General features: G+C 42.4%; 24 protein-coding genes. 18 read left to right on the forward strand and 6 right to left on the reverse strand.

What is annotated here, in order from left to right; genetic code table 11:
- Positions 1 to 27: 27 nt before the first annotated feature.
- The 4 genes from JV36_RS0104105 to JV36_RS0104120 form a co-directional block, all read right to left on the reverse strand.
- Entirely contained in the window at positions 28 to 1,269 is a 1,242-nt protein-coding gene (locus JV36_RS0104105) for a glycoside hydrolase family 88/105 protein (protein WP_032096149.1), read from the reverse strand.
- A 91-nt stretch (positions 1,270 to 1,360) separates the two neighbouring features.
- Complete coding sequence (locus tag JV36_RS0104110) at positions 1,361 to 2,800, reverse strand: BNR-4 repeat-containing protein (protein ID WP_032096150.1); 1,440 nt, start codon at positions 2,798 to 2,800, stop codon at positions 1,361 to 1,363.
- A gap of 27 nt (positions 2,801 to 2,827) precedes the next feature.
- Positions 2,828 to 4,234 carry a sulfatase-like hydrolase/transferase gene (locus JV36_RS0104115; protein WP_032096151.1) on the reverse strand — a complete coding sequence of 469 codons (1,407 nt, stop codon included), beginning with the start codon at positions 4,232 to 4,234 and terminating at the stop codon, positions 2,828 to 2,830.
- A gap of 53 nt (positions 4,235 to 4,287) precedes the next feature.
- Positions 4,288 to 5,712 (reverse strand): BNR repeat-containing protein, encoded by a 1,425-nt coding sequence (locus JV36_RS0104120; protein ID WP_235207759.1) that lies wholly within the window; start codon positions 5,710 to 5,712, stop codon positions 4,288 to 4,290.
- 355 nt (positions 5,713 to 6,067) lie between these two features.
- On the opposite strand from JV36_RS0104120, the gene JV36_RS0104125 reads away from it, so the two are divergent.
- The 12 genes from JV36_RS0104125 to JV36_RS19840 all read left to right on the forward strand — a co-directional run bounded on the left by JV36_RS0104125 (position 6,068) and on the right by JV36_RS19840 (position 18,133).
- Complete coding sequence (locus JV36_RS0104125) at positions 6,068 to 7,777, forward strand: sulfatase family protein (RefSeq protein ID WP_032096152.1); 1,710 nt, start codon at positions 6,068 to 6,070, stop codon at positions 7,775 to 7,777.
- 21 nt (positions 7,778 to 7,798) lie between these two features.
- The gene (locus tag JV36_RS0104130) at positions 7,799 to 10,561 is read left to right on the forward strand and encodes an alpha-L-rhamnosidase (RefSeq protein WP_032096153.1); all 2,763 of its coding nucleotides are present in this window, start codon (positions 7,799 to 7,801) and stop codon (positions 10,559 to 10,561) included.
- A gap of 116 nt (positions 10,562 to 10,677) precedes the next feature.
- Complete coding sequence (locus tag JV36_RS0104135) at positions 10,678 to 11,772, forward strand: hypothetical protein (protein WP_052010179.1); 1,095 nt, start codon at positions 10,678 to 10,680, stop codon at positions 11,770 to 11,772.
- Positions 11,773 to 11,802: 30 nt separating this feature from the next.
- Positions 11,803 to 12,489 carry a 3-keto-disaccharide hydrolase gene (locus JV36_RS0104140; RefSeq protein WP_032096154.1) on the forward strand — a complete coding sequence of 229 codons (687 nt, stop codon included), beginning with the start codon at positions 11,803 to 11,805 and terminating at the stop codon, positions 12,487 to 12,489.
- Positions 12,490 to 12,597: 108 nt separating this feature from the next.
- Positions 12,598 to 13,605 (forward strand): YhdH/YhfP family quinone oxidoreductase, encoded by a 1,008-nt coding sequence (locus tag JV36_RS0104145; protein ID WP_032096155.1) that lies wholly within the window; start codon positions 12,598 to 12,600, stop codon positions 13,603 to 13,605.
- A gap of 609 nt (positions 13,606 to 14,214) precedes the next feature.
- On the forward strand, positions 14,215 to 15,012 hold the full coding sequence (locus tag JV36_RS0104150; RefSeq protein ID WP_014951205.1) for a DUF3800 domain-containing protein: 798 nt from the start codon (positions 14,215 to 14,217) through the stop codon (positions 15,010 to 15,012).
- Positions 15,013 to 15,026: 14 nt separating this feature from the next.
- Complete coding sequence (locus JV36_RS0104155; RefSeq protein ID WP_032096156.1) at positions 15,027 to 15,782, forward strand: hypothetical protein; 756 nt, start codon at positions 15,027 to 15,029, stop codon at positions 15,780 to 15,782.
- Positions 15,772 to 16,557: a DUF5677 domain-containing protein gene (locus JV36_RS0104160; RefSeq protein WP_032096157.1), complete on the forward strand. Its 786-nt coding sequence runs from the start codon at positions 15,772 to 15,774 to the stop codon at positions 16,555 to 16,557. The genes JV36_RS0104155 and JV36_RS0104160 overlap by 11 nt, the downstream gene beginning before the upstream one ends.
- A 200-nt stretch (positions 16,558 to 16,757) precedes the next feature.
- Complete coding sequence (locus tag JV36_RS0104165; RefSeq protein WP_014951206.1) at positions 16,758 to 17,141, forward strand: MerR family transcriptional regulator; 384 nt, start codon at positions 16,758 to 16,760, stop codon at positions 17,139 to 17,141.
- A gap of 77 nt (positions 17,142 to 17,218) precedes the next feature.
- On the forward strand, positions 17,219 to 17,563 hold the full coding sequence (locus JV36_RS0104170) for a mercuric transporter MerT family protein (RefSeq protein WP_014951207.1): 345 nt from the start codon (positions 17,219 to 17,221) through the stop codon (positions 17,561 to 17,563).
- A gap of 32 nt (positions 17,564 to 17,595) precedes the next feature.
- Positions 17,596 to 17,871 carry a mercury resistance system periplasmic binding protein MerP gene (gene merP, locus JV36_RS0104175; protein ID WP_014951208.1) on the forward strand — a complete coding sequence of 92 codons (276 nt, stop codon included), beginning with the start codon at positions 17,596 to 17,598 and terminating at the stop codon, positions 17,869 to 17,871.
- A 49-nt stretch (positions 17,872 to 17,920) separates the two neighbouring features.
- Entirely contained in the window at positions 17,921 to 18,133 is a 213-nt protein-coding gene (locus tag JV36_RS19840; protein ID WP_080589192.1) for a GDCCVxC domain-containing (seleno)protein, read from the forward strand.
- 30 nt (positions 18,134 to 18,163) lie between these two features.
- Here JV36_RS19840 and JV36_RS0104180 read toward each other — a convergent pair whose 3' ends face one another.
- Positions 18,164 to 19,684 carry an ISNCY family transposase gene (locus JV36_RS0104180; protein WP_032096158.1) on the reverse strand — a complete coding sequence of 507 codons (1,521 nt, stop codon included), beginning with the start codon at positions 19,682 to 19,684 and terminating at the stop codon, positions 18,164 to 18,166.
- 327 nt (positions 19,685 to 20,011) lie between these two features.
- A complete protein-coding gene (gene cadR, locus JV36_RS0104185; protein ID WP_014951210.1) occupies positions 20,012 to 20,434 on the reverse strand; it encodes a Cd(II)/Pb(II)-responsive transcriptional regulator in 423 nt (140 codons plus the stop codon).
- A gap of 79 nt (positions 20,435 to 20,513) precedes the next feature.
- Here cadR and JV36_RS0104190 point away from each other — a divergent pair, with 79 nt between their 5' ends.
- The 6 genes from JV36_RS0104190 (at position 20,514) to JV36_RS0104215 (ending at position 25,177) form a co-directional block, all read left to right on the forward strand.
- The gene (locus JV36_RS0104190; protein WP_014951211.1) at positions 20,514 to 21,140 is read left to right on the forward strand and encodes a cation transporter; all 627 of its coding nucleotides are present in this window, start codon (positions 20,514 to 20,516) and stop codon (positions 21,138 to 21,140) included.
- Positions 21,137 to 21,502 (forward strand): DUF3703 domain-containing protein, encoded by a 366-nt coding sequence (locus tag JV36_RS0104195; protein WP_014951212.1) that lies wholly within the window; start codon positions 21,137 to 21,139, stop codon positions 21,500 to 21,502. Before JV36_RS0104190 ends, JV36_RS0104195 begins: the two co-directional genes overlap by 4 nt.
- A complete protein-coding gene (locus JV36_RS0104200; RefSeq protein ID WP_014951213.1) occupies positions 21,489 to 22,388 on the forward strand; it encodes a cation diffusion facilitator family transporter in 900 nt (299 codons plus the stop codon). The genes JV36_RS0104195 and JV36_RS0104200 overlap by 14 nt, the downstream gene beginning before the upstream one ends.
- A 19-nt stretch (positions 22,389 to 22,407) precedes the next feature.
- Positions 22,408 to 22,785: a hypothetical protein gene (locus JV36_RS0104205; protein WP_014951214.1), complete on the forward strand. Its 378-nt coding sequence runs from the start codon at positions 22,408 to 22,410 to the stop codon at positions 22,783 to 22,785.
- Between the two features lie 72 nt (positions 22,786 to 22,857).
- Entirely contained in the window at positions 22,858 to 24,255 is a 1,398-nt protein-coding gene (locus JV36_RS0104210) for a TolC family protein (RefSeq protein WP_014951215.1), read from the forward strand.
- Positions 24,248 to 25,177 carry an efflux RND transporter periplasmic adaptor subunit gene (locus tag JV36_RS0104215; RefSeq protein WP_014951216.1) on the forward strand — a complete coding sequence of 310 codons (930 nt, stop codon included), beginning with the start codon at positions 24,248 to 24,250 and terminating at the stop codon, positions 25,175 to 25,177. The genes JV36_RS0104210 and JV36_RS0104215 overlap by 8 nt, the downstream gene beginning before the upstream one ends.
- The last annotated feature ends 41 nt before the right edge of the window (positions 25,178 to 25,218 follow it).

Here is a 25,218-nt window from a genome sequence, read left to right on the forward strand (position 1 = left end):
TAGACTAGAGGCAGCAGTAAAATCGTTTTACTTATTCCAAATTAGCATTTCAGAGGCCGCCAATAGCACCGCACCTGTTCCGTACAGCTGCGAATCAGATTCTTTTACGGGGTCGGGGCTCTTTCCTACATGTTGAACCCAATTCACCCGCCCATCGTCAGTCACCGCTTTTGTAATGGCACTCCAGCCTTTTTCAACAACATCTTTTGAACGCTGGTCGGTAAGAATCCCATTGTTTACACCCCACGCTAAGCCGAAGGTAATAAAACCGGTACCACTTACTTCAGGTGTTCTCACTTTATCAGGGTCCATCAGTGACGCAGGCCAATAACCGTCTTCTTTTTGAAGTGCCATCAGCCCTTCAGCGTGCTTTTTATAAAGCTCGATGTAGCGGTCTTTAGAAGGATGCCCCTCAGGTAGTTCTTCTATGATCATAGGGATAGCAGCGAAAACCCAACCGTTTCCACGCCCCCAAAAAACTGGCTCACCGTTATCACTTTTTGCATCGAAGTACCGACTATCTCTGAAGAACAAGCCATACTCATCAGAGAATAGATAATCAGCAGCAGCCCAGAATTCTTTGTTTCCATATTCAAGGTATTTGGGGTCACTAGTAACCTTGGTCATTTGTGCCCAGGCGCGAGGAGCCATAAATAGAGCATCAGCCCAACACCATCGGAGTTGGCAGTTCCCTTCTAAGTGATATTTGCCAGAGCTCGATTCAGAATCTCCCATGTTCAAACCAACCTGAGGAGGTTTACTTAAGATCATATCGAATACTTCTTTAGTAGGCATGTAGGCCTCTTGAACACCAGCACGTTCCGCTAACCAAAGATAAGTCTGAGCAATAGCATGGTCATCTGCATGATATGGTCGCTCAAGAATTAGTTCATAGTTTTCTTTTTCTGCAACTTGTTTGACGAAGCTCTCTAACTGTTTGTCGTCTGTCGCGTCAATCCACCGTGTTAAACCAATATAGAATGAAGCTTGGATCCAAAACTTCGCATTTTCTGACTTTGCACGATGAGACTCAGGAATATAATCCAAGTTACCAAATTGCGCTATTTGCCAATTCGCAGCACTTTCACCAATTCGCTTTGCCGTAGATTCAATGCTTTGCATCGGCATACTCTTGTCTACATCTACCGCTTTCATTTGCTCAGATTCAGCGCTCTGCACTTGTTTTTCAGGTGACTCACCAGAGCATGCACTTAGACCTAACGCCAATGTCAACGCTACAGCAGATAATTTCAGTTTTGTGTGATTCATATATTCGTTCTCAACTAATTATTGCGGCTAGGTGCATATTTCCTGATAAAGAGATATGAATAATGATTTACATAGCCGAATTTTTTAATGATTAAAGATTGCTCAGCGCTCTTGGTACCGGGCCATCTTCACCCACCAAATAAATTTTTATATTTTCATCACTCTCTTTTTCAGCCACCAGCATCTGTGCTTCAGGATGAGCATTCTCAATAAGCGCCGAAATAGCGAAAGTTGCATTGTTTTTTCTAAGTACAGTGGAGCCCTCTGAAAATGCATTCCCATCTTCGTCGCTATCCCACCAAGACAAAACGGCATCACCCTCTTTTTCATAGGTGACTAAATAGCGAATATCGCTGGGATCTGTCACCCTAAAGTCGCCACGAGACACGCCTTGATACCCTTCGATAATGTTATTACCCCCCAACCACTTCTTACCATCCCACCACACATGCCTTGTTTGCTTGGGACCACCTGTTTTCGCCCCCCTATCGACACCAGCGTTAATTGCTATATGTGGATGACCTTCATTATCAAGGTGTGAGGTGCCGTTAAACGTCCAAAGTGCGCCGGTCTTCATTGCTAACGTTTTATCATCAGCAACTTCTTTAGTAACCGGTAAGGCTAGGGACTCACCTTCTACATTGCTCCACTGATTAGTTTTGGTATTGAAGTTCATGAAGTAGACGTCGTGGCGCTCTGTTGTATGTCCGCGTCCATTGATCCCGGCACCACCGTCCCAGCATACGTGGTAGTCATATGACACAATAAGATTATCGCCCTCACCTTTTCCGACCCACGCGTACCAACTATCAACCGCTTCTATGTCAGTCCTTCTTTTATGCTTAAGAAATGAGACTGGAGAGGAAAAAGTACGACCGTTATCCACGGATTTTTGATAAACCCAATCGCTGCGGTGAGCGCCATGGCGGAAAAATAGATAAATGTCACCATTATCCATTTTAACGACTTGGTTATAGGTCCCAAACGGTGTGATGTTATCTAAGTCTTCCCATTGAGTAATGTCGTAAGGTTTTTTAGAAACCGCGTGTTTGTTCGCGCCAAAGTGTGTATTCCCAAGAGGATTTTTGCCATTGGATGAGTGGCCACCATGGCCCCCGTAAAATATATGCACATAGCCTTCGTCATCAATAAGCATGGTTGGTTTACCGTGGTTATCGAACTTTTTGCCCCCATCACGACGGCCTAACTCGCTAGTCCCGGCTTTAAAAGGGCCTGACCATTCTTTGGTACTGTGATTGTAGGTAGCAACAAATGGATCTTCTTTTGGGCCTTGATATGATACGTAAGTTATTCCATTTTTATGTATAGCCGCCGGGTGCTGCACAATCGCTAGGGGGTTACCCACTGCGTTATCAGCAAAATACTCAACATATGAGACCTGTGTGTCTTTAGGGCCATTAGATTCCGTATTACTCTTTTGAGTAACACAACCCGTTAACAATACACTGCCCATCAATGCTGCACTGAGTGCTATCTGCGTTTTTTTAAGTACAAATTGACCTTTTAACATCGTGTCATTCCTAATCATCGCTTTACACTAATCTTTGTTTTCTTCAAACAGCGCTAAAAATTCACTAGCGACACCTGGATTTTTCTTCGAAAGATTACGTAACTCAGCAGGATCGTCTTCAATGTTAAATAGTTCCAATGGTGCATCGAAACCATAGCGAACCGCTTTCCATTCCCCTTTGCGTGCTGCTTGATAAGTATCACCGATAATGCCAGAGTTAGGATCGCCTACCTGCTTCGAAAACTCCCAATACAGAATGCGTTCTTCCATCTCATTAGGTTCGGTTTTCAACAATCCCACAATAGACTTACCGTTAGTTTTGACTCTAGGCACCATGTTCAAATTTACTTCTGCTAGCTCCGCAACCGTAGGCATTACATCGGCAAACAGCCAAGGCGTGTCATCAGTGCGGCCAGCTTTAATACGCTCTGGCCAATGGACAATCATGGGGACGTGTATTCCACCATCATACAAATCTCGCTTCATTCCACGATAGGGTTCTGATGCTTTTAAGTATTGAGGATCAGCGCCACCTTCATCATGCGGGCCATTGTCAGACGTAAAGAAGATTAGCGTATTATCTAGCTCACCCATTTCGTCTAACTGTTCAACGATTTGACCAATGTAGTGGTCAAGTGCTGATACCATGCCCGCTAATGTCGCATTAGGCTTGTCAACAGGCTCTGGGTAGTAAGCCGCGTATTTGTCAGCTGGATTACCACCTTTCATGCCTGTATATGGCGTTTCTGTAAATGTGTACTGCTCGCTAAACTTTTCTGGGACACCTAACTCTGCATGCGGTGAAGAATAGGCAAGCATCATAAAGAAAGGGTTTTCTCGCGGCTGCTTAATGTAGTCAATAGCTTGATTAGTAAATAACTCCTGAGCATAAGCACCCTTTTTACCGCCTTCATTTTCACGAATGCGGATCTTTTGCCCGTCTTTCCACAATATTTGAGGATATTGACGATGCCCTTCCAAAATTGAGTACATGCCGTACCAAGTATCAAAACCCATCGCTAAGGGGTCGGTCACCCCCATCTGTGAACCAATAGAATACTTGCCAAAAAGCGCTGTATCGTAACCGCCATGTTTTAAAACATGCGCAAGGGTTATATCCATTTCTGTTAATTGCACAGTATTGGAGTTGTTTGTCATTATGCGACCATCTCTTCCAGTGAAAAGAGACACCCGAGAAGGTGAACACACGGTATTCCCTGCGTAAGCTTGATCGAAGCGAATGCCATTTGACGCTAGCTCATCGAGATTAGGCGTTTTAATTGGGGTATTGCCATAGGCTCCGACCTGATTAAAGCCTAAATCATCAGTAAGAATGAAGATTATGTTTGGCTTGTCTTGTGCTACTACACTAGAAGAAAGCGATGTGAATAAAGCACCAATTACGCTTATGAGACTAAACCGAAATTTGTTCATGGTATTTCCTAATAAAATTTTAAAATTAAACCGATTACGTTGATGTCTGCGAATTACTTTAGGCAATGTGCGGTTAATGTTGTTGGCTGGGGGATGAAAGCTCTACCTTTATCACGATTAGGCGGCAGCGCCTCCCATGCAAGGTAGAATCGTTTTCCAGCGCTTGGGAAATCTTCATTATCGTTCATTTGTTTCATTGCCCGCGTGTATAAGGGCATATTATTAGCGGTATCGAATGCGAGTAGTTCTTTTGGAATCTGTTGTCCGGTAGATTCTAACTTTACCTTTAGTGACTCTGCTTCAAGGGTATAAGCATAGGAGGTGCCATTTAAATCGGCGTACACTTCAACGTCTCCATTTTCAAGAAGTACAGCTGGTTTTTTAACTGTTAAAGTGGTTGGAAGCGCACCCGTTAAATTAAGTTCTTGGCGAGAGTCTTCCCAGTCAGACACCTGATAACTCTTCCATTTTCCTTTGTTATTTCGCGCAACGAAGAGTTGGCTGTTACCATTTTCATCATAAGCTTGATATGAAATTAAAGGGCGAGATTTACTATCGAAGCCGATGGGCGTGTGACCATTGAGAATGCCAGAAAACTGCGGTAATGGCACCGCGACTTCGCTATTGTTAAGTTTCATGGGGAGTGACACTGGAGTCCCATCAGAATTCAGCCAACTCACGAGATCTTTGCTTTTCGCGTAGGAGATATCGTGATTAGAGGCTGCTACGGGTGTCTCTCTCCAAACCCATGAAAGATGAAAATATCCATCTGGTCCAAGCACTGGCCCCCAAAAATAGCCATTTCGCTCTCCTTCCCCATCTACTAAAGGAGTGTCATGTAGCCTTTGCCATGTTTCAGACTGGGCATTAAAGGCGTTATAGATTTCATTGCCACTTCCGCTTCTTCCATTTCTATACTTAAAGTATAACTTTCCTTCAGCGTCATTAAAGAATTCCGGATAAGTCATACGACTTTCCGTTTTTTCATCCGCCATGAAGTCGACGCGCTTTAAGCTTCTGACATCGTATGGCTTTTCGCTTTTGAAATAGACAATCGGATTAACGTGCAAATTACCAACGATGTGGATATATCCCTCTTCGTCGAGACCTATCACTACACTATTATGGCTATCCCACCCCAGGTAGCTGTCTAACTTTTGATAAATCCAATTTCCGGTTGGATAGGGTTTGTAAGCGACACTCATCTGCCTACTAGCATCATAATAGGCCACTATTTGCTGATCGCCTTTACCAACATAATCAAACGCAACTCGATGCCCTGACCAAACTCGATCAATCGCCTCAACCTCGAAACAGCCCGTTTTATCGAAAGTTTGCGCAGCCACTCCCCCTGAGGACATAGCGAGCCCGCCGAGAATGGCTCGTAGTAGCAATGACTTCAATCGCATCACTGAACAACTCCAAAACGTTAATATGTCGTTAATATTTTCAATAACTCTAAACAAATTAACGGTCATTTACAATCTTTTTCACTCACAAAATAAAAGATGTGACCGGCAAAACTAAAATATTCCCCTACCATCTTTAAAGTCATTGAAAAGCAATAAGATAGAATAAAAAACATATCATAAACAGGGCTTCAAACGCGTTTAACAGCATCAATTTCATTTAATAAATAATGTGTGTAATCGCTATTTGTAAACCAAGAATATTCCTAACGGGCACAATAAAGATTGGATTTGACTTATTGTTTACATTTATGATTAAAACAATGTTAACATCGGAACGCTGAAAATAAGATGTCGCAAGTGTTTTTCAGTAATACTTACGCAGGCTTTGCTCGAGCAAAATTAGTAAAAAGGTGGAACGACAATGCACAACATGAAGTTGAAACTGACCAAGGTCGTTGCGATTGTGTTGCTTATAGTAAGCCATTCAGTTACGGCAAATACTGAGCAGCCTAATATCTTGTGGCTTGTTATTGAAGATATGAGTCCCCTACTGCCTATGTACGGTGACAATACCATTAGTACACCGAACATCTCACAACTAGCCAGTGAGGGTGTTGTCTATAATAATGCCTTTTCTACATCTGGCGTATGTGCACCGAGCAGAGCAGCACTAGCAACTGGGCTTTACCCCAACAGCTTTGGTGCAAATAACATGAGAACGTCTTCTAATACCGCTGAAACCGGACTTCCTAAGTACGAGGCTGTGCCCCCTGTAAATACGAAGATGTTAAGTCAGTTGATGCGGGAAGCGGGATATTACACAACTAATAATTATAAAACAGACTACCAATTTAAAGCACCAAGAACGGCTTGGGACGAAAATGGGATTTTCGCTCATTGGCGCAACAAACCGAGTAATAAACCTTTTTTTTCCATTTTCAATTTCACTACCACACATGAGTCTGGCCTATTTGAACCATACGGCATTAGAAAGTTAGAACAGCGCCACTACTTTTCCAGCGACGAAAAAAAAATTGCACTTCTGCCTAATGATCACAGAATCAAAACGAATAAAGAAAATACCCCTATCCACATAGATAAGGCAACGAGATTCCCCGTACCGCCGTATCTACCCGATACACCAACAGTACAAAATGACCTTTGGAAGGTTTACAACAACCTAGCTGAAACTGACAAGCAGATAGGCGCGATAGTAAGCGCATTAAAAAACGATGGCTTATTGGAAAACACCATTATTGTTTTCTACTCCGACCATGGCGGCCCTATGCCTCGGCAAAAACGACTCATCTATGATAGCGGCTTGAAAGTCCCACTCATAATTCGCTTTCCCAAGGGGTATAAAGCAGGGACCATCGATGAACGACTCGTGTCATTTGTCGACTTCGCACCAACAACGTTAGCTATGGCGGGTATTTCCATACCCGAATATATGCACGGCCAGTCCTTCCTAGATACATCAAATGAGCGACAGTACATTTATGCCGCCGCAGACCGATTTGACGGTTTCACCGACACTATCAGAGCTATAAGAGATAATTGTTATAAGTACATTCGAAACTATCGACCTAATGAGCCTTACTATCTCCCTGTCGCCTACAGAGAGAAGATACCAAGCATGCGTGAACTTCTTCGTTTACAGAAAGATGATGCACTCAATAAAGCACAGAGCCAATGGTTTCGAAAAGAAAAGGATGCTCATGAACTTTTTAATGTGTGTAACGATCCTCACGAACTATCTAACCTTGCGTATATTGAAAACTACAAAACTAAGCGAGAAGAAATGGGGGATGCTTTAGAACTATGGTTAGCTGACATCGGAGATAAACCATCGATGAAAGAACGTCAGCTTATCGACAAATTATGGAACGGTAAAACGTCTCAGCCAACTACCGAAGCGCCGAAAATAGCAGTACAAAATGGAAAAGTTACAATAACAAGCGAAACCAACGGCGCTTTTATCTCTTATCGTATGAAAAACGATGAGACATCACCACACTGGCAAATCTATCAAAAAGAACTTCCGATCAAACAAGGTATCCTAGAAGCCATCGCGCATAGGCCTGGGTATATCGAAAGCGCCCCAACATCCTTAGCTATCGATGCAGACTAATAAAATAAAGGAATTAGAAAAATGTGTGTTGTTAGAACATTCTGGTTTGCCGTACTCACGGTTATCTTTGCAGTCTCCTGCTCTTCTCACTCTGTTATTGAAAACGATAAACCCACCTCACTGAAAGTAGGTGAAGGGTTCGTTAACCCTCTTGGGTATTACGAAGCCTCCCCCCGTTTTTCGTGGAAGCCCTCTATCAGTAACAGCAAATCGACCCAACAATCTGCCTATCAGATACAGGTATCCTCAACACCTGAAGGATTATTAACAAATCCAGATAAATGGGACAGTGAAAAAATAAAATCATCGGCAATGTCTTGGGTGCAGTATAAAGGCAAAAAAATCACCTCTAGAGAGAAAGTATTCTGGCGCGTGAGGTTTTGGGATGAGAACAATATAGCATCACAATGGAGCGACGTGGCTCACATTGAAATGGGTTTACTCGAGAACCTTGACTGGAAAGCCTCGTGGATAGGCGCAAAAGATACAGAATCTTCACTTTCCCCTTCTCAAAGTACATTGGCGACACCGCAATATTTGAGAACGCAATTCTCTGTAGAAAAAGAAGTGCTTGAAGCAAGGTTATATGTAACCGCTAAAGGCGTTTTTAAGGTTTACCTAAACGGTAAAGATATAACCGCAAACGATGCATTGCCCCCAGGATGGACGCCTTACGAAAAACGCATCGAGACACTCACCTACGACGTAACCACGCTGATTACAAAGAGAGACAATGCGCTTGGAGCAATTATCGCAGGTGGTTGGTACTCAGGCAGAATTGCAGATCTGAAGGAAACCGACCATTCGAAGCCGCCGCGATTTTTAGCCCAACTTGAAATCACCTATTCAGACAATACTACGCGGCTCGTTACGACGAATGACTCATGGAAAGCAACACAATCTGGCCCAATCCGATTTGCCAGTAATTACGATGGCGAGCGTTACGACGAAACTTATGAAATGCAAGGCTGGTCGATGCCAGATTATGATGACAGTGAATGGGGGACAGTCATTACCGATGCATCAACACCAGGCACACTTTTGCGTCCTAAGCGTCATTTGCCGGTTCGCAATGTGGACAAATTAACACCGCTATCATTTAAACAAGTCAGTAAGGACACGGTCATCTTTGACTTTGGCCAAAACATGGTCGGCGTGCCATCTATCAAGTTACCGGTAAAACAGGGTAAACAAGTGACGCTACGATTTGCCGAAGCGTTACACAAAGGTGACTTCTATACAGATAACTATCGCTCTGCACATTCCACAGACTATTTCCTTCCTGCTAAAGATGGCATTGCTGAATACACTCCTACTTTTACTTTTCACGGGTTTCGCTTTGTTGAAATTTCGGGTTTTGACGAAACTAAAGCGCCTGTAAAAAATTGGATTGTCGCTAACGTTCAACATTCTGATATTGATTTATACAATAACTTTTTAAGCGCCAACCCTAAGCTAAATAAACTGTTTGAAAATATTAACTGGGGGCTAAAAGGGAACTTCTTTGATATTCCTTTAGACTGCCCACAGCGCGACGAAAGACTGGGTTGGACAGGTGACGCCAACGCGTTTATTGCGCCGTCTATGTATATGGCTGATGTCTACGGATTCTGGTCTGCTTACTTAAATAGTTTGCGTGAAGAGCAAACCGAAGATGGGTTTGTTCCACTTTATGTGCCCTTTGTAAAGTGGATAAACTGGACGTCGTCGGGATGGGGGGATGCTGCCACAATCCTGCCTTGGGAGCTCTACATGATGACTGGCGATCAAAAGATTTTAGAAGATAGCTACCCATCCATGAAGTCTTGGATTAACTATCATGACAGCCAAGCTAAAAACAATATCTCAAGCATGATGACCTTTGGCGATTGGTTACAACCCTACCCCGAAGCAGAAGGGAAAGGCGCCAACCGGGGAGATACTGACTTCTCACTTATTTCCACAGCATTCTTTGCTCGCTCTGTAGCGCTCACGAGAAAAACAGCACTAGAGCTCGGATTCAATGAAGATGCAAAGCGCTATGAAGTTAAGCAAAAGACACTAGCAAAAGCATTTAGAGCGGAATTTTTTGATGAAGATCTAAACGTAATAAAAGGCAAAGAAACACAAACGGCCTACCTGCTTGCGCTGGCATTTGACCTACTTCCTCAAAGCGAAGTGAACATTGCACAAACTAAACTAATTTCTTTACTTCAGAGCGCCGACACACACTTAAGAACAGGGTTTCTCGGTACGCCATTACTTGCAGATGTTCTGCAAGAGGCTGGACGTACCGACTTAGTCTATGAGTTGTTGTTTAAAGAAACCTACCCGTCATGGTTTTACTCAATTAATAATGGCGCTACCACCACTTGGGAACGATGGAATTCATACTCGTTAGAAGAGGGATTTAACCCACAGGGTATGAATTCGTTAAATCATTACGCTTACGGCACTATTTCAAGATGGTTTTATGAGGGTATTCTTGGGGTAAAGCCACAGTTGCCAGGCTTTAAAAAAGCAATAATTTCACCTCAGCTCACATCGAAACTCGGCTTTGCTGAAGGCTCTATACCTACGCCTAGCGGAGATATCGATGTAAGTTGGACAATGACGAGTGACGGTTTTGATGTATCGGTGACCGTTCCGTTTAATATTAGCGCTGAGTTCGTTCCACCCGCGCATTATTCAGTTGTCGCGGCTACAAACGCAAAAAATGAGCCTATTAAAAAGTGGAAGGGCCTAAAGGCTGGCCAGTATCAATTCCAACTGATTATTGATGAAAAACACGGTGGCGCACAGTGATAACATCCCAATTGATAAGAAAGTGGCACATTTCAGCTTGCTCATGTTTCTTGCTCTTTATTACACCGAATAGCCTAGCAAGCGTGAACGACTCCATTATTGTCACAGAAAACAAAATGGCCGTAATAGAAGCAGAGCATTACTCTTCTCAACACAACGCAAGTACAAGACGCTGGATTGTGTTTAATCGAAAAAGCGATAGCACCCATGGCTTTGCAGATAGTGACAAAATCCATGTGGAGGGTGCTAGTAACAATGCATATATTGAACTATTGCCTGATACGAGAACAAACCATAACGAGCCTTTAGTGCATGGCACCAACTTTTCCGGCGAACCCGGTAAGATGGCTGTTTTAACTTATCCTGTCTATTTTGACACTCCGGGTAAGTACTTCGTTTGGGCGAGGGCCTTCAGCTCGGGAAGCGAAGATAATGGATTACATGTAGGGCTGAATAACACATGGCCCTCGAGCAGCCAAAGACTTCAGCTATGCGAAGGCAAACATCAATGGACATGGTCTTCTAATCAAAGAGCAAAAGACAATCACTGCGGACAACCAAACACGATTTGGCTAGATATACCTGAAAGTGGAATACACAACGTCACAATATCTATGCGCGAAGATGGGTTCGAGTTAGACAAAATTATTCTGACTCAACACGCGGATTATAAGCCAAAAGGCGTTGGGCCAAATGAGACTAGGCGATATGCCTCAGCCCAGTCCTTGAAAGAAACCTTTGTTGGCATAGAAGAATATAGTCTCATCTTAAACGCTCACCAAACCTTTAAGTCAGTTGGCGACGTCCCTTTCTATCACGACAAAAAAAATAGTGCACTAGGTATTGATGCTAGAGAAACACAGTACAGGAATGTGTGGGCTACTGCCAAACTTGAAGTGCCAAAAAAAATGTGGGAAAAGAAGGACAAAACCAGTCGTACCTTTAAAAAAGTGACATTGGTAACCGTCGGTGAAATTGACGGGGAATCGTCTTACAGAGTGCTATTGAATGACAACGAAATCGGTAATTTCACTAACCAAGAAACTACGATTGATTATCAGGAAAACTACTTTGACCTAGGTCCACTCACGTTGAAACCGGGCGACATCATCACGGTTCAAGCGAAAGCAGTGACCAATGGAAAGATACCAGAGAATGACGGCACAGCTTACGCAAGAGGCAGGTGGCGCGGGCTGGTGTTTCATGAATAGTTTATTTACGCACTTACTAGAGAGTTCATAATGAAATACCCCAAATTACTCAGTGTATTTACCGCGCTTTTAATGTTGAGCGCATGCTCGTCAACTCAGCCTTTGTTAGATGAGTCACTATCTAACTTCAACAACGTATACGATGACGGTGAAGCAAGGTTTGTTGATGGTGAGTTACATCTGATATCCGAAAAAAACTGGTTCTTTTCAACCCAAAAGGTTTACGAAGACTTTATCCTTGAAGCAGAAGTTAAAATGCCTGACACCTCTGAATACAGTAATTCGGGCATTATTTTTCGAGGACAAATTATTGAAACCGACAAAGGTAAACAAATTGTCGGCTATCAAGTAGATATCGACCCCAGTGAAAGAAAGTGGACAGGAGGATTCTTCGATCAGGGTCGCAGAAAATGGTTGTACCCAGTCCACCCTACCCGTTCTTATCCTGACGAAGACTTTGTTACTAACTTCTTAGGTGAGTGGAGCAAAGAACAAGGTGAAGCTTATAGTCACTTGGCATGGAATAAGGTCAAAATCGTGTGCAAGGGCTCCGACATAAAAATTTTTATTAATGGCATACTAACCACCCATGTTAAAGATGTAAAAGACAGCAAGGGTGTCATTGCATTTCAGCACCACGGTAGTAAAGCTTATAAAGAAAGCAGAGATGAAAGTAATATTGTGCGCTTTAGGAACATTACGATTACTACTTTGTAAATAATTGAAATACGTAAGTAGTTGCGCTGCTACTTTTATTTAGTATCTCTGCGACTATAAGTTGAAGGCACCGGCAGGCGGTTTTTACAGTATTTATGGAGAAAAGTAATGAGTAATGCGAACACGTTTAAGGCTTTGCTTGTTGAAGAGCACAGCGATAATACTTTTAGCAAAAAAATCGTAGAACGAGAAATTAGCCAACTTCCACAAAATGAATTGCTGATAGATGTACATTATTCGTCTTTAAACTACAAAGACGCTATGTCAGCCAGTGGCAACAGGCGTATTAGCCAAAACTTTCCACACACGCCCGGTATCGATGCGGCAGGTGTGGTAGTAAATGATACGTCGGGTACGTTCAGTGTGGGTGATAAGGTTCTTGTATTTGGTTACGACTTGGGAATGAATACACCTGGAGGCCTTGGCCAAAAAATAGCTATCCCAGCTAAATGGGCCGTCGCCTGCCCAGATTCGTTAACGCTAAAAGAAGCCATGATTTATGGCACAGGTGGATTAACAGCGGCACTGTGTATTCAAAAGTTAGAAAAGATGGGGGCTAAGCCAAGTGATGGCCACGTGGGTGTAACAGGCGCGACGGGAGGTGTTGGCAGCATTAGTATTGCCCTTCTCTCTCACCTTGGCTATGACGTTGTTGCCTTTTCAGGTAAACCTGAACAATCTGAGAAACTGAAGTCATTAGGTGCCAGTGAAGTTCTTCATAGAGATGTTGTACTGGAAGTGAAAGACGAGGTTGCTGGAAAGCCCAAATGGGCTCACGCAATTGATACTCTTGGAGGGGATTACTTAACCGGTCTACTCAAGCAGGTTAAACCTAGTGGTGGAGTAGCGTCTGTCGGCCTTGCTGCATCGCCTGAAATAGCGATGAGTGTGATCCCATTTATCACGAGAGGAGTTTCTTTATTAGGCGTAGATTCGGTTTATATTCCACTTGAAGACAAGCAACATATCTGGAAGCGCGTAGCGACCGACATGAAACTGCCTAACTTAGAAAGCTATTATCAAGAAATATCGTTACACGATACGCCAGAGTACCTCGACCGTTTTTTTAACGGACAAGTAGTTGGGCGCTATGTTGTGAATTTAAAAGACGCGTGAACTCAACAAAGAAAGCTGATTGCTGCACAATCGCTTTAACGGGTAGCGCCGAAACTATGGTTGACGATTTATCAATGAAAAGAATTGCCTGAAGTGCGTTTACCATCGAGGTATTTCGGTGAATCCGATCGGTGGTTTCCTCGCTACATCAGAATTATTATTGCTTCATTTTTAATGAAATGATCACAACTACAGCGACTTTACGATCATTACTGCCACTTCTGAGTCTTAGCAGCGTATCTTAATTTGCGAAGTTCAGCTTCAGACAATACCGAAGACGTTAAGAGCTTATTGCAAATTTATTGGCAGCTGTGAGCAAATTGGAATCTTTTAGTAAGCAGATAACAAACGTCAGCTTATCCGACAAAGCGGACATAATAATTTGTTTAGTGTTTGTCTTTTTTGTGCCATAAGCGAATCACAATTTCTCTGTAGTTCTAGGTCTGCTTCGTACGTACTCCGGTCGTTCAGGAATGTTTGGTGCAATCAGCGCTTAACGGGTCAATAGGTCCAAATTTTCACAACATCGCCTACCTGACTAAAAGTTAAACTTGCTAATACTATATGTTGCATTGTTTAATATGATTATGCATACGGAGGCGTGTATAAATGGCAAAAGGAAAGCTAATTTGGCATATTGCCTGTGACGAATCTGGTATAGATGGGCAGGTATACTACGGTTTTGGTTCCTTGTGGATGAAGTACCAACGTCGCGGCGATTTTGTTCGTATCATCAGAAATCTTAGGGAAAAGTATCGATATACAAACGAAATTAAATGGCAACGTGCTCATCAGAAAAATAACATTGATTTTTACAAAGAGCTTGCCGATGTATTTTTCAAACACGCGTGGCTGGCTTTTCATTGCATAGTTATTAGAAAAGGATTGGTAGATAAATCATTTCATGACGGTGACTACGACCTTGCAATGCGAAAACACTTCACAACTCTTATTTCTTCAAAAATAAAAGCAGTTAAAAAAGCACATCCTAATCAGTTATCAGAATTTCGAGTCGAAGTCGACCCATTACCGTCGCGATACAATAAGGCTGACGAAGCGTTTCATACAATCGCTAACAATATCCTAAAACAAGAATTAGGCGGTGATGCTCTGATTCAAACAGTTGTGACTAAAGACTCAAAAGATTCTCAGCAAATACAGCTGGCTGACTTTCTGTTGGGAGCAGTTATGAGCGCGTTTCAAGGAAAAGTAACCTCTGATAGAAAGCGAGATATGGCGAATCATATTGCATCATATTTAGGCTGGGACTCGCTCAAACACGACACTTGGGACTATGAGCGAAAATTTAATATTTGGTATTTTCATGATATCAGGCGAGATCAACGTGAAATTCATACGAAGAATGTAGAGCTGAGATATCCGCTCCCTGCAAAATCACTTAAGTGAAGTAGAAAAAAAGAATGAAAAAAAGTAACCACCAAGGAAAGGTGTTAAAAGATCATAAAAAAGTGGGCAAAAAGTTCATCCCCCCTTTAATGCAAATCGACAAGATGAGAGAAACATCGTTTGTAAACGACCGGCTTCCGTGCTTAATTTGGATGTCGTCATTATATCTTCGTCTTGGCGATAGGAATGCAACTAAAGTCATTGTTGATTTTATTGATACTGCGTATAACTGCTTTGAGGGTGAAAAAATTGCGCCGCTTCAATACATGGGTAGCTATACAACTCTGTCAGATTCAAAAAAGAATGAATTGTATGAGACATTAAGAACGAAACCATATTTCAACGACGTTTTAAGTAATCTCGAACATCAGTATCACTTATTAAAGAGCTATCCATTAGCGTTTCTTTTTTCTGAGCACCAGTATGGTGTTGACCGTGAAGATGCCATTGAAATGCTGAAAGAGGATGTAGAGGCGCTTTTGGATAGACTGTCATCAAAAGCGACCAAAGTTCAGGTTACTGCGGTTTACGCAGAGATAATATCTGGGCGAATGAAAATTTCTGCTCATATCGACTTGCCTGACTTCAATGCAATATTCAAAGCGCCAGAGTCTGATGATGCAAAGCGTGTTGCAAGTTTTGCTCGCGCTCATATCAACGGATTTGCAGCAGCTTCTTTTTTGAAAGAAATAGGGGTTCCTGAAAACAATTGGCCAGAGACTTTTTGGAATGAGGCTTTTGATTTAGATGGATGCGACAATGGATATTGAAGAATTAGTAAGTGGCTACGTCGATTATCTAGTGGACAGTTTCGATGAAGTTTGGACTAAAGTTAAAATTCCCGCGGATAAACTGGAGGCATTATCTGCCATTGGTGGTCTTTTATCTCGACAAATTACTCTCTCCATCGAGTTGGCTCAAGCTCCCTCAACATGGAACGGACATTCTGCACCATTATTCTTACGCTCTATGACCGATTTATATATCACGCTTGCGTGGATGATGGATGATTTGGAAGAGCGACCCCATAAATACATTATGCATGGTCTGGGTGAAGCAAAGTTACTTATCGAACACTACAAGCTCCTGTTAGAAAAGGAGGAATATCAAGAAGACAAAGAAGATCTTCAACAAATGATAGAGTTTAGAGAGCATTGGATTAATTCACAACGCAATGAATTTTTTGTCGAAGTGGATGTTGGAACGTGGTCGAATTTAAATTGTAGGAAAATGGCGCAAGAGGCAGATTGCGAAGACCTTTATAATTTTGCTTACACGCCCTTTAGCCAAGTGGCGCATAGCATGTGGCCCCATGTTTCAGTTTACAATATGACTCGTTGCAAAAATCCACTACATAAGCACCACTTGATTCCTGCTCTACTAGACGTGCCGCTCGACCCCGACTACTTGTATAGATCCTGCAAATACGTTGACAAGACTTATCGGTTGTTTGAAAAGCACTTTGAAGTATCAATAAAACTAATGCCGCTCGATTGGTGGAACAACTATTGGGAATCTATTCCAATAGAAGAAGATGTAAAGTAGCGCCTTTGAAGAAGTCCGCTAAACTGGATTAGTGTGATTACCAAGGGATTATGTCGGTCTAATTACCGAGCGACTTTGTCGCATTTAAGGTAACAGTTAGTATTATCCACTTCAATAAATATGCAAATATTTCCTTTGAAGCATGAGTTAATTAGACGTTTTGTATATTATTGAATTAACCAGAATATTAAAGGTAGCCAATGTATACAATCAGTAAACTCGCCAAAGAGGCAAATGTTGGTGTAGAGACCGTTCGTTTCTATGAACGCAAAGGCTTACTTGAACAACCCATCAAACCGATACAGGGATACAGGCAATATACAGAACAAGCACTTTCAAGACTATTGTTCATAAAGCGTGCACAGTATTTAGGTTTTACATTGGCGGAAATATCATCATTATTAATATTAAGTGCTAGTAATTGTGAAGATGTTCAGCAACTCGCTGAGCAAAAGCTTGCAGTAATTGAAGATAAGTTAAGAGATTTGCTTAACCTTAAAGACAGCCTTGTCTCGCTCATTTCAGACTGTAAAACTAATCCAAGTGATAAAGATTGCCCAATCATTCAGTCACTTCAACCGTAAAATGACTCATCACTTGACTCCGTACCCATATACGGAGTTTATGCTGTGCTTAAAAGAACAGTGTAATAAACGTAAATATGGCAAAAAGTAGTCAACTATCAATCTTAGGCGGGCTTGCCGCAGCAATCGGTGCAAGTGCCTGCTGTGCCGGGCCTCTTGTTTTACTTTTATTGGGTATAAGTGGTTCATGGATTAGTCATTTAACACTCTTAGACCCTTATCGTCCTATTTTTATATTCGTGGTTGTAGTTTTATTTGGCTTTGCTGGGTGGAAGATACATCAGCCTGTTGAAAACTGTGCGGATGACGAGGCTTGTGCAGTCCCAAAGGTAAGAACACGACGAAAAGCAGTATTTTGGTTTACCACACTGTTGGCGTTTGTTTTTGTTACCAGCAACTACTGGATCATATGGGTCGTGTAGGTGCTACCACTTAACTCTAATTGGAGAGAAAAATGAAGAAGTTATTGATTACAACTTTATTGTTGATAAGCAGCACGGCGACGTTTGCAAAAGATGTAACTGTTACGTTAGAAGTTCCGTCTATGGATTGTGTAACGTGCCCGATAACAGTAGAAAAAGCACTTGAGCGCGTTAAAGGCGTTAAACAAGTGGAAGTGACATTTGAAAATAAACTTGCTGTTGTAACATTTGACGATGAGATAACAAATCCTGATGCACTAACAAAGGCTACAAAGAATGCTGGTTATCCTTCATTAGTGAAGTCGTAAGGCCGTCGCTAGTTGAACGATATTGAAACCCTCAGAGGAACACAAAACTATGGCGAAAATAGAACTCTCATCGACGATTACTTGCCCACATTGCGATTACAGCCAGCAAGAAGAAATGCCAACCACTGCATGCCAATTTTTTTATGAATGCACTAAATGTAAAACACTGCTAAAGCCTTTGAGCGGCGACTGCTGCGTTTATTGCTCATATGGAACAGTGAAGTGCCCTCCAATTCAAGAGGGCAACAGTTGTTGTAATTGAAAAGTAGTCAGTTAAACAACTGGCTATTTATTATGCTGATTCATGCAAAGCTAGTGATCTCTCAATTCTCAGTGCGGTTGTATTCATATCATTTCTCAACCACATACTGCGCACGCCATTTGGGCTAACATCAATGCCTAATGCTTCTGTTAGCTTATGTGCCACCTTCTGCTGACCAAGGTGAGGATGTTCAAGAGAGAACTCGATTACCGCTTTCTCGATTTCCATATCTACACAGTTTTTATGCCGTATGTTAGGCGTTTCTTTCCGTTTTAGCGCATCAGGGCCACCTCGCTTAACCATTCTTAAGTGCCGATGAATAGTGTCTCGTGAGACGCCACTTTGGCGTGATGCAGCACTGACGCTTCCGAGCTTTTCGATTAACGCTAATACTTCAAGTTTCTTCTGTACTGCCAAGTCTTCTGATGCCAGTTTGCTTGGCTCATTAACTTCCGAGATCTTCAGTTTGCGACCAGCGAAGTGAGCGGTAAACCCTTTTTTACTCGTGTTCCTTATCTCGATTTTCTGATTGGCAATGGAGTGCTTGAGCGGTGAATCAATGAGGTAGAATTTGTTGCCATAACTGAAGGTATGGTCGTTACGTATTTTACGATGGTCTTTAATGACGCAGATATCATCAAGGTTGATGTGTTTTGACAGAGGCGTAAATTCAGGTGCTTGCTTTGATTTCACTTGGACTTTCGACTGCCAGAACTGCGGAATGAAGACATGCTTAAGGTAAGCATTGGCAGCGGCGATATCGTTGATATTGTTCAACCTAAGTTCGGGCACCAACCTGTCTTGGAAGGTTTCGAACGCTCGTTCAACGCGCCCTTTACCTTGTGGGGAATTGGCAAAGATAATTTCAATGCCCAGCTCCTCACAAGCGCGTTGCATTTGTGAGAAGTTACAACGCTTAGGCCCACCATAGATTCCGGCTCTGTCCACATAAAGTGTTTTAAACACACCTTTCTTTTCAAGGCAGTCACGCATGACTTTCAAACATCCAACGGTGGTCTCTGATGGGAAGAATTCAGCATAAACTTCACTGGTGGCATCATCTATCATCGCAATGAGACAATGCTTTTTGTTACCAAACCAACGGTGCGGACTACCATCCATTTGCATCATTAAGCCCGGTGCGGCCATACGTTCTCTGCGTTTACGAACATGGCTACGACGACGCTTAGCTCGCTTTACATGATGAATATCGTGCGCCCAACCACGTAAGGTCTCACGCTTAACAACAATGTGTTCATTCTCAGCCAACTGCTCGGCTAAGTGCAGTAAATTCAAATCAAAATACTTATCCTTAATTAACGCTTGAACGGCTTTTTTTATCGAAATAGGCGTTTTATTCGGGGGTGATTTACCGCAATTACCATGCACCACAAACTGAATACCGACTTCTTGATAGCGTTTTATATAGCGTTCAATTGAACGTCGGGATTTATTGAGTAACTTGGTAGCATTGGCAATCGATATTTTACCTTCAACCACTTTAGCTATTATATCAACGGTGAGTTGAGCTTTAGAATCCATCACAATCATCCTCAACATGCCTTCTAGTATTCAAAAAACAAAACACTAACAGGCACATAAAAAAATGACCGACAGAATCGCTTGGTAATTAAGATACGACAAAGTCGCTTGGTGTTAACACGCTAAACTGGATTAGTCGTCACTTAACCTGACACTTTCAGAGATAGAGCTAGACCAAAATTGACAGTCTCTTGTGCACGTGAAGCAGACCTTGGCTCATTAAGATTTTAATGACACGAATGAGGTAATCAACGGTCATGCTACTAATAAAAATTGAATGGCTGCTTTAGCCGAATACCTATGACAAAGCTCCAACATAAAACTGATAATTCGAGACTAATTCTCCGTACTAGAAGAACACACTTCTGCAATGCTATCTAATTGATGCAATACCCCGCACTCTTTAACCTTCTTATCATGATCGCAAGCAGAACGAATTGAAATCAGTGTTTCTTGTAGTACTTTTAATTCAGCTATCCGATGTTCGATATCGTCAACATGCTTATCTATTGTAGTATTAACGTTTTCGCAGCTATTCTCTGGGTTTGCTCGGGTTTCCAGTACTAATTTAATTTCCTCGATTGTCATATCTAATGCGCGACATTGCTTTATAAACAATAACTGCTTCAGTGCATCTTCAGAGTAGCTTCGATAATTCGATGCCGTTCGCTCAGGTGCAGCCAATAGTGATTTACGCTCATAAAAACGAATTGTCTGAATACTTAACCCTGTCTTAGCTGCCAGAAGCCCAATTTTCATTTTAACTTGCCTAAAGCTTGACTCTATACCAAGTATAGAGTTTACACTCGCGTTATAGGTGAGTAAAGCGAGTGTTTTTATGAGTGGTTGTGGGTGCGAAATTGAGATAAAAGACCAAGAACAAAAGGCAGTTCTCTACTGGCTATTGGGCATCAATGCTGTGATGTTTATCATTGAAATGAGTGTAGGGTTACTCGCTGACTCAACAGCACTTATTGCAGACTCCCTTGATATGTTGGCTGACGCAGTCGTTTACGGTGTTGGTATATATGCAGTAGGGAAAACAATTGTTCACAAAGCCAATGCTGCAAAGGTAAGTGGATATTTTCAATTGGCATTAGGCCTATTAATTTTGTTTGACATAGCTCGTCGCGCAACCTTTGGAAGTGGGCCTGAATCTATGCTTATGATGGGCATGGGCGGTGTTGCACTTATCGCTAACGTTATATGTTTGGCGATAATCAGAAAACAAAAAAATGGCGAGGTGCATATGCGAGCAAGTTGGATATTCTCGGCAAACGACGTCATTGCAAACATAGGAGTGATATTGGCGGGTGTGATGGTTTATCTATTCGATACTCGTTGGCCTGATTTGGTCATAGGTTTTATTGTGTCTATCGTTGTGTTACGAGGCGCAGTCTTAATTCTAAAAGACGCCAGACAGGAATTCCGTGAAAACAGCTCGACGAATGGAGAGATCGTATGAATTTCACTCAAGCAGCAAAACCTTACATACTTCAAAAACTGAGCGCCGCGCATCAATCCCTTTCGAACAATGACAATAAAGCAGGATTTAAGGCCTTAGAGGATGCTCATGTCATCGGTCAGCACTCAACATACCACCACACACGAGTGCATTATGAAATGCTTAAATTTGGAATAGAACGCCGCGACCTTAAAGAGATATTTGGACAAATTTTTAGAATGCTAGGTGCGCTGACTAAAACTCCAATTGGCTTATTGCCTGAGGGCAATACTGGTGGGGCAAACGTGAGTCCATTCAAGTCAATGTCTATTTCACCCGAAAACAAAGCCATATTGGAAAAAATTAGAAATGCACAGTCATAACCATTCACACTCGCAAGAGAATTCAACCGACGCGTCTAAACGTATTGGATGGGCGTTTTTCTTAAATGTGGTGTTCACTGTTATTGAATTCATTGGTGGATGGCTTACCAACAGCACCGCTATTATGGCTGACGCAGTGCACGATTTGGGTGATAGTCTTTCCATTGGTACAGCGTGGGGATTAAACAAGCTTAGCGATAAAGATTCTAATCAAACATTCTCATACGGCTACAAAAGATTTTCCTTACTCGGTGCATTGATTAACGGTATTGTGCTGACGGTAGGCTCCATTTGGATATTGCTTGAAGCGATACCTCGTTTGGCTGAGCCTGAAATGCCCCAAGTTGAAGGGATGGTTTTATTGTCTATCTTTGGGATGGCAGTAAACGGCTTTGCGGCTTATAAACTGAGTGAGGGAGACTCATTAAATGAGCGAGTCCTCAACTGGCATTTGCTGGAAGATGTGCTTGGTTGGGTAGCAGTATTTATCGTGTCCATCGTCTTAATGTTTAAGCCTTGGCCTATTTTAGATCCAATCTTATCCATTGGCTTTACTTTGTTCATCCTTTTCAATGTGTTCCGCAATCTCAAAGAAACCCTAATGCTGTTTTTGCAAGCAACGCCCGATGAAGAACAGCTTTCAAAGATTCGAAGCGATTTACTGGCAAACGATAAGGTAAGTGATCTTCATCATTTTCATATTTGGTCTCTAGACGGTGAGCGTAACGTAATGACGGTCCATCTTGTTCTTGATGAAGATGTCAGTCTTGAGCACCTCCAATCACTCAAAGAAAACATACACAGTTCGTTAGAAAAGTATAAATTTGAACATACGACAGTTGAGCTGGAGTTTGCTAATGAACAATGTCGTGACGAAGTGAATTAGGTTTGGTAACCTTTCATACATGAAAAATCTAAAACGCATAAGTTACATCGTGATCTCGCTGATACTCTTTCAGTCGTTTTCTGCTGTGGCGAATTCGTTAGATTTTCATGCAATAGACATTCAGCACTTGCAACACGAGCATAAGCATTCTGAGCACGAGCAAGTGCAGTCTGAGCTGTCTGCCAATGAAACCAGTGATAAAGTAAGTACAGAGCACCACAATCCTGCTGATTGTCACCATTGCGGCCACTGCCATGGCACACATGCACAATGGGTCAGTCAGAGTCATATCAACAGTCTGAAAACAGTGGTTTCAGTCCACAATTTCAACTATTTAGATGCGGTAATTGACGCACCTATTAACCGCTTACTTCGCCCCCCCAAAATTACTTCCTAGTACGTTTTTTCGATAGCACCGCGCTGATAACACTCGCGATGCTAAATATTGATAAATTATTAGGATATTCCAATGAAAATGTTTCCTATTTTCGGGCATGCATCTGCCATTGTGTGCAGTTGCATACTGGGCTTATTACTCAGTCCACCGACCGCTCATGCGGCGAAAACCAACAGATTTGTAGACAAAAGTGTCCAAGCGCCCATACGAGAAACGCTGACTCTTGAGGACGCTATTAGACTAACACTTGCCAATAATCCAAGTCTGTATGAGTTTAAATTTAAACAACGTGTTATAGACGGAGAGTCAAAAACGGCGGCGCTTAAACCCGCATTGAATGCAGGGGTTGAATTAGAGAACTTTTTGGGAACTGGCGAGGTATCAGGTCTCAAAGAGCTTGAAGTTACCTTGACATTATCATCAGTGTTACAGCTCAATGATAAGCCAGCAGCAAGGTTGAATGTACTCTCTGAACGAAGAATACAGCAAGATGTTGAAAAGCGAATACTCACCTTAGATATCCTCGGTGAGCTTAATCGTCGTTACATCAAAGTACTCGTATTGCAGGCGAACTTAGACGTCATAAAAGATGCAGAGGCACTTGCACTTTATACATTGAATGCCGTAACGAAACGCGTTGAAGCAGGCGCGTCCCCCTTGTTAGAACAAAAACGTGCCCAAGCTGCGCTGGCCCAAGCAAAGCTCGATGTTAATCTAGCTCAACAGGACCTAACGTTTGCCTTGCGCAGTTTATCCATCATGTGGGGGGAGCAGGTACCGAGCTTTAAGCGTGTGGAAGGCGATCTTTTTGCTTTTAATAAGATTGAGTCGTTTGATGCGCTGGCAGTCGCAATCCAAAATAGCCCTCACATTGACCTATACGCTAAACAAAGCCGTGTGCAAGCGGCGCAGCTTCGTTTAGTGCAAGCGAATAACCGCGCTGATATTGAGTGGTCAGCGGGGCTTCGCAGAATGCAAGGTATTGATGAAACAGCACTGGTTGCCGGAGTAAGCGTTCCATTGTTTCAAAAAGAACGAAACCTTGGTGAATATGAAGCAAACAGGGCACGTCTTGACGCAATAGAGCAGCAAAGACAAAGCAACGTTCGAAGCCTATTACATTCAGTTAATCAAGCGTTAGGCGAACATACACGAGCATTGCTAGAGATTGACACACTTCAGCGCAAGGTGATTCCTCCGTTAAAGGGCGCGTTAGATTTAGTCGAGAACGCCTATTTGGAGGGCCGTTTCAGCTACTTGGAATGGGTAACTACTCGACAAGAATTTCTGACAACCCGGCTGACATTAATAGAGGCAGCGTCTCAAGTTCACTTAAGCAAAACAGAAATTGAAACACTCACAGGTCTCGCGCTGACGAATGAGCACAATGATGACTCATTTCACCCAAGTCACAAAAGCAATTGGCAGCAGTCATCTAACATTTCGATAAGAAGTCATGATTATGAATAAATTCACAATACAAAAAGTACTTATTTCTATCTTCACCCTTAGCCTTTATAGCCTAACCGCAATCGCAGGAGGTAAACACAGTGATGTAAGTTCCAGCGATCAAGACAATCACGCAGGTGAAGTCGTAAGAATGAGCAATGAAACAGCAATTCAGAATGGTATTTCTGCAACTCCCGTGCTCGCACGCGATATTGCGTTAACGAGTACGCTTTATGGGCGAATTAGTGCAGACCCCGCCTCATTAAGTCATATAAGAGCACGGTTTGACGGTGTTATTAAAGATGTAAAAGTCAACATTGGCGATTCCGTTAAGAAAGGTGATATTTTAGCGGTTGTTGAGTCCAATGAGAGTTTAAAAAGTTATTCCATCACGTCACCTTTTGATGGCAATGTGATTGCGCGACATGCGAATAATGGTGAGTTATCAAACGGGCAAGTACTTTTTTCGTTAGCTAACTATAAAAACGTATGGGCACAGCTGACCGTTTTTTCACAAATGCTTAGCAGCATCAAGGTTGGACAGTCAGTTGAACTAAGCCACGCAGGTTTCAACCAAACCTCCAAGATTGCATATATTACGCCTTCAGCTGATGGCAATCCACACTCTCTTGCCAATGTAGCTGTCGATAATAGTACTGGATATTGGCCACTCGGTACGCTGGTCAAAGCACAAGTTACGACGTCAACTAAGTCAGTAAGTCATTCGGTTCCTCTATCTTCTGTGCAAGAGTATGAAGCCAAACAAGTTGTTTTTGTGGTTGAGGGTGATGAGTATGCGCCCAGAGCGGTAGAGCTTGGTGTCTCAGATGGTCACTATATCGAGGTTATCAGTGGCCTTGAAGCAGGCGAACGCGTCGTGGCTTCCAATAGCTACATAATTAAAGCAGATTTGGAAAAATCGGAGGCAGGCCATGATCATTAATGCCTCACTACAACTGATATTTCCCTGTCAAATGGCGTGTA

Source organism: Alteromonas sp. LOR, from assembly GCF_000753865.1.
In the GTDB taxonomy this organism is placed as follows: domain Bacteria; phylum Pseudomonadota; class Gammaproteobacteria; order Enterobacterales; family Alteromonadaceae; genus Alteromonas.